11 protein-coding genes are annotated in these 14,026 nt (G+C 48.7%); 7 read left to right on the top strand and 4 right to left on the bottom strand.

Annotated features, from left to right (window positions below; genetic code table 11):
* Positions 1-105 precede the first annotated feature (105 nt).
* Positions 106-1,050 carry a hypothetical protein gene (locus EDC63_RS10015; protein WP_124946644.1) on the top strand — a complete coding sequence of 315 codons (945 nt, stop codon included), beginning with the start codon at positions 106-108 and terminating at the stop codon, positions 1,048-1,050.
* A gap of 70 nt (positions 1,051-1,120) precedes the next feature.
* On the opposite strand, the gene EDC63_RS18560 is transcribed toward EDC63_RS10015, so the two are convergent.
* The 4 genes from EDC63_RS18560 to cphA (EDC63_RS10000) all read right to left on the bottom strand — a co-directional run bounded on the left by EDC63_RS18560 (position 1,121) and on the right by cphA (EDC63_RS10000) (position 8,047).
* Positions 1,121-1,315 carry a hypothetical protein gene (locus tag EDC63_RS18560; RefSeq protein ID WP_165922969.1) on the bottom strand — a complete coding sequence of 65 codons (195 nt, stop codon included), beginning with the start codon at positions 1,313-1,315 and terminating at the stop codon, positions 1,121-1,123.
* Positions 1,316-1,565: 250 nt separating this feature from the next.
* On the bottom strand, positions 1,566-2,033 hold the full coding sequence (locus tag EDC63_RS10010; RefSeq protein ID WP_124946643.1) for a hypothetical protein: 468 nt from the start codon (positions 2,031-2,033) through the stop codon (positions 1,566-1,568).
* 756 nt (positions 2,034-2,789) lie between these two features.
* Positions 2,790-5,360: a cyanophycin synthetase gene (cphA, locus tag EDC63_RS10005; protein ID WP_124946642.1), complete on the bottom strand. Its 2,571-nt coding sequence runs from the start codon at positions 5,358-5,360 to the stop codon at positions 2,790-2,792.
* A gap of 86 nt (positions 5,361-5,446) precedes the next feature.
* Positions 5,447-8,047, bottom strand: coding sequence for a cyanophycin synthetase (cphA, locus tag EDC63_RS10000; RefSeq protein WP_124946641.1), 2,601 nt, complete (start codon positions 8,045-8,047; stop codon positions 5,447-5,449).
* A 582-nt stretch (positions 8,048-8,629) separates the two neighbouring features.
* On the opposite strand from cphA (EDC63_RS10000), the gene EDC63_RS09995 reads away from it, so the two are divergent.
* The 6 genes from EDC63_RS09995 (at position 8,630) to EDC63_RS09970 (ending at position 14,013) form a co-directional block, all read left to right on the top strand.
* A complete protein-coding gene (locus EDC63_RS09995; protein WP_124946640.1) occupies positions 8,630-10,909 on the top strand; it encodes a cyanophycin metabolism-associated ABC transporter in 2,280 nt (759 codons plus the stop codon).
* Positions 10,902-11,366: a cyanophycin metabolism-associated DUF1854 family protein gene (locus EDC63_RS09990; RefSeq protein WP_124946639.1), complete on the top strand. Its 465-nt coding sequence runs from the start codon at positions 10,902-10,904 to the stop codon at positions 11,364-11,366. The genes EDC63_RS09995 and EDC63_RS09990 overlap by 8 nt, the downstream gene beginning before the upstream one ends.
* Before the next feature lie 209 nt (positions 11,367-11,575).
* Positions 11,576-11,815, top strand: coding sequence for a TIGR02647 family protein (locus tag EDC63_RS09985; RefSeq protein ID WP_124946638.1), 240 nt, complete (start codon positions 11,576-11,578; stop codon positions 11,813-11,815).
* 106 nt (positions 11,816-11,921) lie between these two features.
* Positions 11,922-12,773, top strand: coding sequence for a PA4780 family RIO1-like protein kinase (locus tag EDC63_RS09980; RefSeq protein WP_124946637.1), 852 nt, complete (start codon positions 11,922-11,924; stop codon positions 12,771-12,773).
* A 94-nt stretch (positions 12,774-12,867) separates the two neighbouring features.
* The gene (locus tag EDC63_RS09975; protein WP_124946636.1) at positions 12,868-13,395 is read left to right on the top strand and encodes a DUF2059 domain-containing protein; all 528 of its coding nucleotides are present in this window, start codon (positions 12,868-12,870) and stop codon (positions 13,393-13,395) included.
* Between the two features lie 162 nt (positions 13,396-13,557).
* Entirely contained in the window at positions 13,558-14,013 is a 456-nt protein-coding gene (locus tag EDC63_RS09970) for a hypothetical protein (RefSeq protein WP_124946635.1), read from the top strand.
* Positions 14,014-14,026: the final 13 nt, after the last annotated feature.

Here is a 14,026-nt window from a genome sequence, read left to right as displayed (position 1 = left end):
AGCTTCGCTGATTCGAGAACGGCAATAATATCTATTTTTATTAATCATCTTAGGAAGTTAGCACACTTTAAAACGTGCTTAACTTCCTAAGACCCAAAATAAAAAATGAAAGGCCATAAATATTGGCATTATTTATATCAACTCAATTTACGAGTGCTATTTAGTCATTTGGCGCAATTCCCATTGATATCTCTCGGTAATACAAAGCTGAAACTGATTCTTCTGGTAGCGTCAGGTATTCTAGTCGGAGGCTGTGGAGATGATCTAGGTCTCTCCAAAGACCAGCGAGCTGCACTATACAAAGCCCATGAGAAAGCAGTGGAAAAGTGCAACGCAAAGTGGCTAGATAAATCTCGTGTGCCCATTAGAGGTAGTCGTTATGTTCTTGATGCAACCAAACTCCCTTGGGAAATGGAATATAGCATGTGGACAAAGGATGAAGAGTGTGGCGCAGCTACGATCAACGACACTTTTTACTGGACAGGCAAAGAAATAATTTCACAAAAAATGTGGACAAGAGCGGGTCACAAGCCAACTGAACTTCCACAATATACACATTCATTTATTGTGAAGGCACTGTTAGGTGCCCCCCCTGATAGTGTAAAACATTGTAAACAACATCCGGACGACTGCAAGGGGCCGCCAGGGCCGCCTGTCGAATGGCCAGCAGAACTTGTGGTTAGGCTTAAGTATTATGAAGATTTGGAAGTGAGGATGTTTAAGAGGGAATATTTGGTCAAATTGAGACCAACGGATGTTACGCATCAGATGGATATTGTCTTGCGTGGATGGCCCAAGGAAGATGGGAGTCCGCGTACGATGTTCTGTGGAGTGAGGCAGAATGTTTTTGTGATGACGCGCGAAGATATAGAGAATTTTAACAATCCCACTTCATGCCAATTGGAATTTTGGGCATTTAAATTCAATGGTGGTTCTGCACGTGTTGTTGTAAGTGGAAACACTTACGGAAATACCTTGCGCCAGATCGTGCCAGCACTCCACGCTTTGCATCAATACTTTAACGATCACATCACTGAGGAGCAGCCATGAGTTATGCATTCTGTCATAGTTGGCTATTTGCAAATGAGTCTGTGTTCACTTTGTGATAGCGTTCGACTTGTTAGTTAAAGTCGAATTGAATTGACCTACCGGGGGTAGCCCGGCGGCTAGTCACTTTTCTTGCTTCGCCAAGCAAAGTAACCAAAAGAAGGCGACGCCAACTGCGCCGTCCCTTCGGGATACCTGAGGGTTGCCGGATAAATCGGGCGGCAGCGCAAACTCGCACGATCCGCTTTGCGTCCACGTGCTCAAACATGCGCTGCCTTCCCCCCGATTTTTCCGGCAACCCTCAGCGGCGCAGATGGGGAGAAGTCAAATACGTGCACCGCGTATCTGTGAGTAAATATACGCGGGAAATATCTGATATGTTGATTAATCAGACACTTATTTTTCTGGTTTGACAAAAGTTAACCCCAATGCATGCCAGCCTCGCATACCATCACGGTAAATTTTATTTTTTGACAGACAACCTCGGTTGGCATAGTAGTGTGCAGGATGGAGAGGAATCATGGTTTTATTGCCGGGGATTTTCCTTGGGTTTGAGTTTTTCCTGTAGTGGTAGGGGCCTCCACTGGTTGTAGCTCTGAATTAGATGCTGAGTTGGTGCGAACTAGCTCATAGACTCTTTGCAGTAGTGGTTGCTTTTGGACTTCAATTTCTTTTACCTTGGTTAGCAATTGATTCATCTCCCTGGAAAGCTCTTTCCCTCGGTCTCTCGCTTCGTTTTGAGCTGCGATGATATCGTCGTAGTTTCGATTGTCTAGCCCAGGGCGAGGGCCTGAAGAGATTTCTTGCTGAGCATTTGCGCGTCGCGCTTCCTGAATCATTTGGAACTGGCGATAAGTTGCCTCTAGTTCCTGATTCAGGGTGGTTAGAATATTTTGTAGCCGTTTTAATTCGTTATCAATTTCAGCTGCGGGCGTATGAACTGCAAAAGCCAGCAGTAATGTGAACAGAATGAATTGGGAACGCATAAGTTCTCCTTATAAAGCAAATGACTTAAATCTGAAGTATAGATGAATTGTCTACTGAACCAGAAAATCATCAAAAAGTTTATTAGAGCCATAAGGTTAAATATCCAGTCTAGCGGTCAACTGAGGTTTCTAGGTTTAATCTTTGCTCAATGTGGCCTTCCGAGGCCGGGGGTAGTCCGGCGGCTAGTCACTTTTCTTGCTTCGCCAAGCAAAGTAACCAAAAGAAGGCGACGCCAACTGCGCCGTCCCTTCGGGATGCCTGATGGTTACCGGATAAATCGGGCGGCTGCGCAAACTCGCACATGAATGTGCTCAGACATGCGCTGCCTTCTTCCCGATTTTTCCGGTAACCATCAGCGGCGCAGATGGGGGGTGAGTCAAAGGTCACGCGCGTAGCGCGTTCTGATGCTGGCTATGCCAGCTTGTTGTTGGTTCCCTTTGTTGTATCGCCTCGGTTTGTGTTTTGAAACGGGGGAAGGCAAGTCTGTCTGAGCACGGTTACGTGCTAGTTTGCACAGCCGCCCGGTTCAAAATCCAAACCGAGGGAGCCCGAAGGGCGGATGGAATAGGGTGCCTTTTTAGCTCCGGCATAACCTAAAGTTTAGTCTTCACTGAAATGGGGTAAGCAGGCATTTCGCCAATAGGCGAAAGCTCGCAAACTTTGTTTTCTTTGGTGCCTTTCTTTTGGGCAAATAAAAACAAGATACCAGCCGTCGGGCTACTCCCTACCTCAGGTATTATTAGTACTGCGAATTATCAGCCCTCTGCAATCCGCTTGGCGATATGTTCCAGCGCTTCATCCACCTGATCAATCAGAATCAGGCATAAATCCCCTGGTTCCAGTTTGGTCAGCGCCGTGTCAGTAGCCAGGAATTCCCCCCGAATTTCCTGAATATGCTTGGCGCGTTTAGCGTTTTCAAGGCCTTGCTGTAACAGGGCCAGCACTTCACCATCTTCTCGCCCACGCTGGCATTGGTCCTGATACAAGATGACTTCGTCGAAAGCATCACCCAAAATCTGGGTTTGTTGACGGATATCTTCGTCGCGTCGATCGCCAGCGCCACTGACTACTACAAGTCTGCGTTTAGATGGTATATGGTCAATGGCGTTGACGAGTGCCAGAATGGCGTCGGGATTGTGGCCATAGTCGGCAATGAGGGTAGCACCTTTATAGTTGAACATGTTAAATCGGCCTGGTGCGGTTTGAGCATCGTTGACGAACGTGCTCAGGCCTGTGCTGATGGTTTCCCAGTCAAGGCCCAGTGCCCATGCTGCAGCTATGGAACCCATGGCATTTTCGACCTGAAAACCGATAGTGCCGTTTCGGGTGAGGGGGATATTCGCCACGGGTATGCGGTATTCAAAACTGCCTTCTGCTGCGACTATTTTGTCATCGTCAACATATACAACGCGTTGGCCGCGAGCGCGGTGGGTGGCCATAACGGGATGGTGCGGGTCGCTGGTGAAAAATGTGACGGAGCCGGAACAGGAGTCAGCCATTTTTGCGACCATTGGGTCCGCTGCATTCAGTACTGCGGTGCCATTGGGCGCAACATTTTCAACAATGACGCGCTTGACGACAGCGAGGTCTTCTACCGTGCTGATAAAGCTTAAGCCTAAATGGTCACCTAAACCAATGTTGGTGACCACTGCGACGTTGCAGCGATCAAAGGCAAGTCCTTCGCGCAGTACGCCGCCGCGCGCAGTTTCAAATACAGCTGCATCTACGTCTGGGTGAAGCAGGACATTTCGTGCACTTTTTGGGCCACTGCAGTCGCCGGTGTCGATGCGCAGGTTTTGAATGTAAACCCCATCAGAATTTGTCATGCCCACGCGCAACCCTTTGACGCCCATAATATGCGCGATAAGCCGAACAGTGGTGGTTTTTCCGTTGGTGCCGGCTACCGCAACCACAGGAATCCGGCCATCTTCTCCTTCGGCAAACATGGAGGCAATAATGGCTTCACCTACAGCGCGTCCTTTACCAAACGAAGGGTGAAGGTGCATACGCAAGCCGGGAGCAGCATTTACTTCAACAATGCCTCCGCCCTGTTCTTCGAGAGGTTTGTGCATGCTTTCACACACCATGTCTACACCACAAATATCCAGTCCGACCATTTGTGCAGCGGCAATGGCACGGGCTGCCACTTCGGGGTGGACGTCTTCGGTTACGTCTGTTGCTGAGCCACCTGTGCTGAGGTTGGCATTGTTGCGTAATATGACCAGTTCGCCCATTCCGGGTATTGAATCAACTGTGTGGTTTTGCTTGGCAAGTACGGCTACTGCAATGTCATCCAGCCGGATTTTGGTCAGGGATGTTGCATGACCTTCACTGCGGCGTGGGTCAGCATTTATTTGTTCGACCAAGTTTGTAATGGAATGCACACCGTCGCCAATCAATTGGGGCGGATCGCGACGAGCCGCAGCAACAAGATTCTTACCGACAACAAACAGGCGGAAGTCATAGCCGGGAATATACCGTTCAACCATGATATCCGAACTGACTTCAGAAGAAGCTGCATAAGCAGCAAGTACTTGCTCACGGGTTTCTACATTAACAGCAACCCCTTTCCCCTGATTGCCGTCCCGAGGTTTGATCACTACTGCGCCACCAATCTCGCAGGCTGCTTTCCAGGCGTCTTCTGCATCGGATACGGGTCTGCCTTTTGGAACCGGCACGCCGGCTGCATCCAGCAAGTTTTTCGTCAATTCCTTATCCTGTGCGATCGATTCAGCAATGGCGCTGGTGCGATCTGTTTCAGCGGCCTGAATACGCCGCTGTTTACTTCCCCAGCCAAATTGCACCATGCTGCCTTCAGTCAAGCGGCGATAAGGAATGTTACGTGTAGTGGCAGCCTGCACAATAGCACCGGTGCTTGGGCCAAGGCGTATGTCTTCATCCAGCTCACGGATGCGTTTCAGTGCATCAACCAGATCAAAAGGGGTGTCATCTGCAGCGGCATGACAAAGTGCTTCAGCAAGCTCGAATGCAAGTCGTCCAACAGCTTCCTCGGTATACTCTACGATGACCTGGAATACACCCAGCTCTGTTGTTTGTGCAGTACGGCTGAAGGTAACCGGGCATCCTGCATGCGCCTGGAGACCGAGAGCGGCGAATTCAAGTGCAAATGCAATGGGAATAGTCGCTTCACTACCGACAGGTTGTAGTGAACCAATTTCGGGAAAGCGTGTGCGAAGCCGAGCTTCGAAACCGGGAATATCGCCAATGGACAGTTTTGCTGCTGAGCAGGACACTATGGCTTCGATGGCAGTATGGCGGCTCCACAGGTTGGGACCGCGCAGTGCTCGGATTCGTGATACTTGCATGTACAAATTTCCTGTTTTTCCGGACGGTTGCTTGACCGTGTTGTAATAATACCTGGAACTGTTTTCCAGGATAATGCGTTAAATACTTATCCAACCAGCTGGCATACCTGGTTTGCTGTTGCTCCAGCGTTTCCTTCAGCGGACTGTAATACCAGAATCTCGCCAGGTTTGGTTCGTGCGATGGCAGCTTCGATCGCAGCTTGATGATTTTGCTGTTCAGTAATTTCAGTGACGCGGGCTCCACTTTCAATACCTTGACGCAATAATTTGCGAGCTTCTTCGTGTGAGTGTGTGCTTGCTACAGAAGCGTTGTCGTAGATAACTACATGATCAAAAGTATTGCCGAGTATTTCACCTTGCTTGATTAAATCTGTGCCCCGACGATTGGCGCCCGCTGCATAGACGATACTGCGTTTGCCTGTAGCATATTGGTCAACAGCTGCGACGAGCGCTTCCAGGGCGGAAGCATTATGAGCGTTGTCCACGACAATCGTTGTGTCTTCATGTTCGAATACGGAAAATCGTCCTGGCGCATCAGACTGCCCAACATCAAATGACTCAATGCCAGCGCGAATAAGATCGTGTGAAATGCCCAGTGCCCATGCAGCGCCTGTGGCAGCCAGAATATTTTCTATCTGGAAAGGGACTTTGCCACCGCAGGTAAGCGGAATGGATGCAATAGTCGTAAGGCTTGTTTCTGCAGTACCTGTAGCCATAACCAGTTTCTCATCCCGTACATATACCGCACGTCCGTTTTTTGCCAGATGCTCGGTAATGGCTGGGATTGCAGGGTCAATGGCAAATAAAATGACGGTACCATCACAAAGCGAGGCCATTTCAGCCACCAGCGGATCATTCGCATTCAATATGGCAAAACCCTCAGGCAATACAACGTCAACCAGCGTACGCATAACGTTGTACATTTTCTCGGGTGATTCAATGTAATACTCGCCAAGATGATCGGCCTGACCTATATTGGTGACGACAGCCACCTGACACCGATCGTAAGCCAGACCTTCACTTAAAATCGTACCGCTGTCAGTTTCAAATACGGCAGCTTCTACTGAAGGGTTCATGGTCACTTTATGAGCAGCTGTCCAATTCGCCTGATTGCCTTTTTCTACCTGGCGACGGTCAAGATAAACACCATCACTGCATGTCAGGCCGACATGCTTGCCGCTCAAATGAATGAGTCGCGCCACAATTCTTGCCACTACAGTCTTGCCGTTTGTACCGGTAATTCCAACGATAGGAATTCGACCGCTTTCATCCTGAGGAAAAAGATTGTCAACAATCGCTTTGCCTACTGGGCGCGGGGTGCCTTCAACAGGCTTAAGATGCATCAGCAGGCCTGGGCCTGCATTGACTTCGACAATTGCACCGCCTTGTTCGTCCAGCGGGCGGGAAATGTCTTCTGCAACCAGGTCGATGCCAGCAATATCCAGTCCCACCACGCGCGCGGCAAGCGAGACGGTTGCCGCAACACTGGGGTGAACCTGATCGGTGACATCGAATGCCACGTTGCCATTGCGCTGAATCAGTACCTGCATACCTTTTTGGGGTATTGAGTCAGCGGTGAACCCTTGCCGGGTGAGTTCCAGTTTGACAGCGGGATCATCGTCTACATGAATCTGATTGAGCGGGTAGTCTTCAGTCGTGCCACGGCGTGGGTCAGTGTTCAGCTGGCTGTCGATGAGTTCTTCGATTGTTGAGTGGCCATTACCCATTACTGATGCCGATTCCCCTCGCGCAGCTGCTACCAGTCGTCCCCCTACTACCAGAAGGCGGTGTTCGTTTCCGCGAATGAAGCGTTCTACAATGACACCGCTACCTTCTCCACGGGCAACCTGATAAGCCGCTTCGATTTCTTCACGGGAATGCAGATCAGTGGAAACGCCGCGTCCATGGTTCCCATCTTGTGGCTTAACCACAACCGGTGTACCAATATCTTCGGCCGCTTCCCACGCATCTTCAGGGCTATCGACGAGTCTGCCTTCGGGGATGGGCACACCGCAAGCCTGTAACAGGCTCTTGGTTAAGTCTTTATCACTGGAAATGCTCTCGGCGATAGCGCTGGTTTTGCTGGTTTCGGCAGTCCAGATGCGTCGTTGACTGGCGCCGTATCCAAGTTGAACCAAGTTGCCTTCACTTAGTCGGATAGAAGGAATGTGCCGCTCAGTCGCTGCGTCTACAATGCAAGCGGTGCTGGGGCCAAGTAGTAATTCATCAGACAGTGAGCGCAGATACGCAACCGTCGCTGGTACATCAAAAGGGCGGTCTTCGATTGCTGCCATGACCAGATCGCGACCAGCGTACAAGCAGGCGCGGCTGACTTGTTCGTTACGTGCCCGCACCACGACTTTATATACGCCCCGAGTTGAAGTTTCACGTGCCTTGCCAAAGCCGCTTTGCATGCCAGCCATGTTCTGCAATTCAATGGTGACGTGTTCAAGGATATGGCCAGGCCAGGTGCCTTCCCGCACGCGTTGCAGGAATCCACCACGTTCCCCTACACCGCAACGGTGTTCAATCAGGGAAGGCAGCCATGCAGTCAGTCGTTCATAAAAACCAGGGATAGTGTTGGAAGGAGAGTCTTCCAGGGCGCCAATGTCAACCCACGCTTCAACAGCCGGACGATACGTCCAAATATTTGGTCCGCGTAGAGACATGACCTTGAGAAATTCCATGTGATCCTTTCCATAAGTTTAGTGCCAGGCTGAGCAATTGATGCGGGCAATTAAAATAATAAACAGACTACTATCTAAAAAGTATTAACGCAAAAAGGGGTAAATGGTTTACCGGAAGGCGCAAAAGATTTCGTTTGGGCGGTGGTTATGGCAGGCTAAAACCGAAAAGCCAAAGAATGTAGCAGTAGGGAATTCCCGGTTTTTATGCATGTATAACCGCAAGCACACTAAAGTGCGTAATTTCGTTTATTCTAATGCAGGTAAAAAGCGCTTAAAATCCTTTTTTGTGGGGTGCATGCCTTATATTACGGTTAATACTGTACTCTTGCTACCAAGACAAGTAAACTCCGCGAATGCCTGAATGGCAAGGTATAATTGCACAATCAACTTGATTAGATAGAGAAATCTTGTAGTACGAATGAACTCAATACCTGTATTTACACATAGAACATTTAGCTCTTTTAGACAATTGGCGACCAACAATAGCAAATACAATTTTCCCTTCTATTCGTCTCACTTAACGGGGCCGGGAATGTTTGTTTGTTCTGACGGGCAGGGCTGTGTCTTTGAGTGGGTTGAATAATGACAACCTCCTCTCATATTTCCGTGCCAGCAGGTAAAACGCTGCCAGATTCATGGCGGGCAGGGGTGGAATCGCAGCTAGCTCATGCCGAACAGGTTGTCGCGTGGTTTGAAGTGGATCTCAATGAACTGCTGCATTTCACACGCGGTCTGGTTGCGGTGACAAACCAGCGACTTCTGGCCAGAATGCAGGATGAAACAACATGGCGGTCATGGTCTTTTGGAGAAGGGCTATCGCTTAAACGCCATGATCATGCAGGGGTTGGCAGGCTTGAATTGTATGATAATACAGCGCGCCTGGCTTGCTGGCGCTATACCCTGAGCCAAAATACGCCTTCCATGCGGCTGGTTGAACATTTTGACCAGCAACTCACCAGTGTTTTGACAGGTCAACCAGTCAGTCAGATAGAAACGGCTGTTTGCCCAAGCTGCAAAGCGCCGCTCCCACCGGGCCAGGAAAAATGTCCCGTCTGTACCAAAGAAATTTATACCCCGCCTTCAACGTGGACGTTGTTTCGCTTGTGGCGGTTTACCAAACCCTATAGCAAACAGTTGCTTGCCGGATTTTTACTGACGCTGGCGAGTACTGCTGCTACGCTGGTACCGCCCTACCTGACCATGCCCCTGATGGACAAGGTGCTCATTCCCTACCAGAATGGCGCGCCTATAGATAAAGGGCTGGTCATGCTGCTGTTGGCGGGGTTGTTGGCTTCCGCGCTGGTGGCATGGAGCCTTGGCTGGGCTCGTACTTACATACTTGCTTTGGTGAGTGAGCGTATCGGTGCAGATCTCCGAACGACTACTTACGAGCATTTAATGCGACTTTCCCTTGAATACTTTGGGGGGAAACGAACAGGTGACCTGATGGCGCGTATCGGTTCCGAGACCGACCGCATTTGTGTTTTCCTTTCGTTGCATCTGCTGGATTTTGCAACAGACGTGCTCATGATCATCATGACAGCGGCGATACTGTTCTCTATCAATCCCTGGCTGGCGCTGGTAACCTTACTGCCATTGCCATTTATCGCCTGGATGATCCATGTAGTACGGGATAAATTGCGTACCGGATTTGAGAAGATTGACCGTGTCTGGTCAGAAGTCACCAACGTGTTGGCGGATACGATACCCGGCATCCGGGTAGTCAAGGCTTTTGCGCAGGAAAAACGGGAAGCAACGCGCTTTCGTGAGGCCAATCAGCATAATCTTGCTGTGAATGACAGATTGAATAAAATCTGGTCGCTGTTTACCCCAACCGTTTCCCTGCTCACTGAAATTGGGCTGCTGGTGGTATGGGCTTTTGGAATCTGGCAGGTTTCTCGTAATGATATTACAGTGGGTGTGCTGGTTGCTTTTCTGGCCTATATCAGCCGTTTTTATACCCGGCTCGATTCCATGAGCCGAATTGTTTCGGTAACTCAAAAGGCAGCCGCTGGGGCAAAACGTATTTTTGATATTCTCGATCACGTATCCAGTGTGCCTGAAACAGCGAACCCGATTCACCTTGAAGAGGTAAAGGGCGGGATAGAAATTCGTAATGCCGGATTCCGTTATGGCAACCGAACAGTCACCCAGGGGGTTAACCTGAATATTGCCCCGGGTGAGATGATTGGTCTGGTAGGCCACAGCGGATCGGGAAAAAGTACACTGGTAAATCTGATCTGTCGTTTTTATGATGTTTCCGAGGGATCGATTCGACTGGATGGCGTAGATATTCGTTCTATTGCCGTATCCGATTATCGACGCAATATAGGTCTGGTGTTGCAGGAGCCATTCCTGTTTTTCGGTACCATTGCTGAAAATATCGCCTATGGAAAGCCCGGCGCAACCCGTGCTGAAGTCGTCGCAGCTGCCCGTGCTGCACATGCCCATGAGTTTATTCTGCGGTTGCCTCAGGGTTATGACTCAATGGTGGGCGAGCGCGGTCAATCCCTGTCAGGCGGAGAGCGTCAGCGCATTTCCATTGCTCGTGCGCTCTTGATTGATCCGCGAATTCTGATTCTGGACGAAGCGACTTCCTCGGTTGATTCCACTACCGAGAAAGAAATTCAGAAAGCCCTGGATAATCTGGTCAAGGGACGAACCACCATCGCCATTGCTCACCGGCTTTCCACCTTGCGCCGTGCTGACAGGTTGGTCGTGCTCGACCATGGTCAGGTTGTTGAGGTAGGAAACCATGACGAACTGATGGCGCGTGAAGGCGCTTATTACCGTCTCTATCAGGCACAGGCACGAAATGTAGATGCGGATATCGACGACACAGATCGAGGTTCAGATGCTTAATTTTCAACTGAAACGCAATACATTTGGCCGATTAGTATTTACTGGCGCGGATGGCGAAACGCATGAAGGAGTCGTACCTGTACACGCTTTTCCTATTACTGCACCCAAGGAAGGGGTAGCGCTGGTTACGCCGGATGGCCATGAACTGGCATGGATCAATCAACTGAGCGATTTACCTGAAGATATCCGCATATTAGTGGAAGAAGAGTTGGCAAGCCGAGAGTTTATTCCGGAAATCCACAGGATTCTCCATGTTTCAAGCTTTGCAACTCCTTGCACATGGGAGGTTGAAACTGATCGTGGCAGCACAGCGTTCGTGCTTAAAGGAGAAGATGATATTCGCCGGTTGACGCATACCACGCTGCTTATTGCCGATAGTAATGGTATTCATTTTCTCGTACGTGATATCAACACACTGGATAAAGCCAGTCGTAAATTGCTGGATCGTTTCCTGTAAAATTCTTTAAAAACCTGGAAGTTGGTGGTGTAAAAATCATCATCTTAATTGTCATACCAATCAAAGGTGGTTATGCTAATAAAAAGCGTGACGAAATATAGCTGCCAGAAAAAAATGTTCGTATTTCAGGTCTTAACTTGCTTTACTGTCTTCGTACAGAATGATGTTAATAGACAGTTATTTTATTTGAATGATAATGAGGATTGACCATGGCCTATACCCCGGAATTAGTAGATGAATTGAATACGTTAATACACTATGACCTGGCGACGACTTTGCAGGGTGTTAAGGTGCATAAGACAGCTGAACCTGCTGTCATCGCCGCGACCAAACGCTTGCACGAAAAAGGGTTGCTTACGCTGGAAGATGGTGGCTACCTAACTAATTTGGGCCGGGAAGTAGCGGAGCATGCCCAGGCAACGCTCACAATTTTGACTTCTGTTAAGTAAAGATAACATTATGGGCTCCCAGGTAAATGTATTTTATGCGATGTATGCAATTAACGTACCTGCTTTTGCCCCGGTTTTTTGTCAGGCAAGGGCCGGTAAGGTGTAAATGAAGATTCCCAGTAGAATTGAACCACTAGTAAATGATGGGCTGGTAGATGGCGTAATCCGTCAGCTCATGAGCGGCAAGGAAGCCACGGTGTATGTCGTTTACTGTGGAGATGAAGTCCGCTGTGCAAAAGTCTATAAAGAGGCCAACAAACGCAGCTTCCGTCAGAGCGTTGATTACACCGAAGGCCGCAAAGTCAAAAACAGCCGTCGTGCTCGTGCTATGGAAAAAGGCACAAAATTTGGCCGCAAAGAGCAGGAAGAAGCATGGCAAAGCGCAGAGGTAGATGCCTTGTATCGGCTAGCAGCCGCAGGCGTTCGTGTACCCAAGCCCTATAATTTTCTGGAAGGCGTGCTGCTGATGGAGCTGGTAACCGACGAAAATGGCGAAGCTGCACCCAGGCTGAATGATGTCATGCCAACCCCGGAACAGGCCCGTGAATATCATCAGACTATGATGACGCAGGTGGTACGCATGCTATGTGCAGGTGTTGTTCATGGTGACCTTTCTGAATACAACGTACTGATCAGTAGCGACGGCCCCGTCATCATCGACCTGCCGCAAGCTGTAGACGCTGCTGGCAATAATCACGCCTCCAAAATGCTGGAACGTGACGTCAATAATCTGACTAATTTTTTTGGCCGCTTTGCGCCAGAACTTTGTGCAACAGAATATGGAAAAGAAATCTGGTCGCTTTATGAAAGCGGAGAGTTGCATCCTGAAGTCTCACTTACTGGTCGCTTTATTCGCAGCGAAAAGCAGGTTGATGTGGGTAGTGTCATGCGGGAAGTGGATGATGCGCGAGCTGAAGATGCCGCAAAACGTCGTTTCAAGCTGGAAATGGGAAAATAAAACGGGCTTTCCATACAGATCAATGCTTATACCTCATTAAGCGATCGTCAAATACTTGCCGATTTAAACATTGCACCATTCAAGGAGAGATATTGTGAAAAGAGTATTCTATGTGTTATTGGTAACTTTATTGGGATTTCAGACCGCTATTGCAGCTGAAGTTGGCGCGAATGAAAAGACAGCAACGGATGCTGCGATTCGTGAATTACTCGTGCTGACGCAATCAAGCAAGCTAGTTGATGGCATAAAGGCGCAACTCGACAGCACGATGAAAAGGTCAATACAACAAGCCCTCGCAGGACAAAAAGCAACACCTGATCAGCAAAAAATAATTGATGGTATGCAAACCAAAATGCAGGCTCTATTCGCAGATGGCATGAAATGGGATAAATTTGAACCGGTTTTTATCGATAATTATAAGAAGACGTTCACCCAGCAAGAGATTAAAGGCATGCTTGATTTCTACAAATCACCAGCTGGCCACGCGGTTGTATCCAAGATGCCTGAGCTTATGCAAAATACCATGCAGGGAATGCAGGCAAACATGTCTGTTATTTTGCCTAAATTGCAGCAACTACAGCAAGATACTATTGCGCAATTAAAGTCTCCCAAGCAAAAATAATGGCAGTTTGCATTCCGGTAGCTTGAAGATACTGCTAGAAATGTTTCAAGCAAATGGGAAGAAAATATAGCTGGGTAGTGCTTATTGAAGTGCCTGGAGTAGGGGGTGCATGAGTATGGTAATTGATCAGTTGGATAAACATGCTCATGGACAGCTGGCAGCATGAAATACAAGCATGAAGTGCAGCGGCAATATTTTTACTGGCTGTTATTTTTTTATACCCTCTTTATTTTTCGTGTGTGTGCTCAGCTCATTCAAAAATATTATGCCTTAAGTTTTCTCCCTCAATTTGAACGTTGGTATAGCGGTGCGTTGCCTTATCCATGGCTCCTGCTTTCTCAGATCGTTATCATCGTCTTACTTGCTCTGGTTATTCGACCTTTTCATAAAGGCCGGGCGAGAGCAAGCTATAGAACCGGTATTTTTTTATTGATACCGGGTGCGATGTATTTTGTTTTGATGGTGTTCCGGTTGGTCGCCGGCTTGACATTTGCAAAGCATCATTCTTGGCTTGGCGCCACGATTCCCGCTATTTTTCATATTGTTCTTGCATCCTTTGCCCTGCTCTTGGGGCATTTTCATTTCAAATATGGGCATCGGAACAATGCCGGTAAATAGCGCGCTAAGATCT

The organism is Sulfurirhabdus autotrophica, from assembly GCF_004346685.1.
Classification (GTDB): Bacteria; Pseudomonadota; Gammaproteobacteria; order Burkholderiales; family SMCO01; genus Sulfurirhabdus; species Sulfurirhabdus autotrophica.
The sequence above is the reverse complement of the archived record's forward strand: the minus strand, read 5'-3'. Positions and strand labels throughout refer to the sequence as shown.

Coding starts and splice junctions, on each gene's coding strand:
- EDC63_RS10010 (WP_124946643.1), bottom strand. CDS start 2,033: ATGCGTTCCCAATTCATTCTGTTCACATTACTGCTGGCTTTTGCAGTT.
- cphA (WP_124946642.1), bottom strand. CDS start 5,360: ATGCAAGTATCACGAATCCGAGCACTGCGCGGTCCCAACCTGTGGAGC.
- cphA (WP_124946641.1), bottom strand. CDS start 8,047: ATGGAATTTCTCAAGGTCATGTCTCTACGCGGACCAAATATTTGGACG.
- EDC63_RS09995 (WP_124946640.1), top strand. CDS start 8,630: ATGACAACCTCCTCTCATATTTCCGTGCCAGCAGGTAAAACGCTGCCA.
- EDC63_RS09970 (WP_124946635.1), top strand. CDS start 13,558: ATGAAATACAAGCATGAAGTGCAGCGGCAATATTTTTACTGGCTGTTA.
- EDC63_RS10015 (WP_124946644.1), top strand. CDS start 106: ATGAAAGGCCATAAATATTGGCATTATTTATATCAACTCAATTTACGA.
- EDC63_RS09990 (WP_124946639.1), top strand. CDS start 10,902: ATGCTTAATTTTCAACTGAAACGCAATACATTTGGCCGATTAGTATTT.
- EDC63_RS18560 (WP_165922969.1), bottom strand. CDS start 1,315: ATGTTTGAGCACGTGGACGCAAAGCGGATCGTGCGAGTTTGCGCTGCC.
- EDC63_RS09985 (WP_124946638.1), top strand. CDS start 11,576: ATGGCCTATACCCCGGAATTAGTAGATGAATTGAATACGTTAATACAC.
- EDC63_RS09980 (WP_124946637.1), top strand. CDS start 11,922: ATGAAGATTCCCAGTAGAATTGAACCACTAGTAAATGATGGGCTGGTA.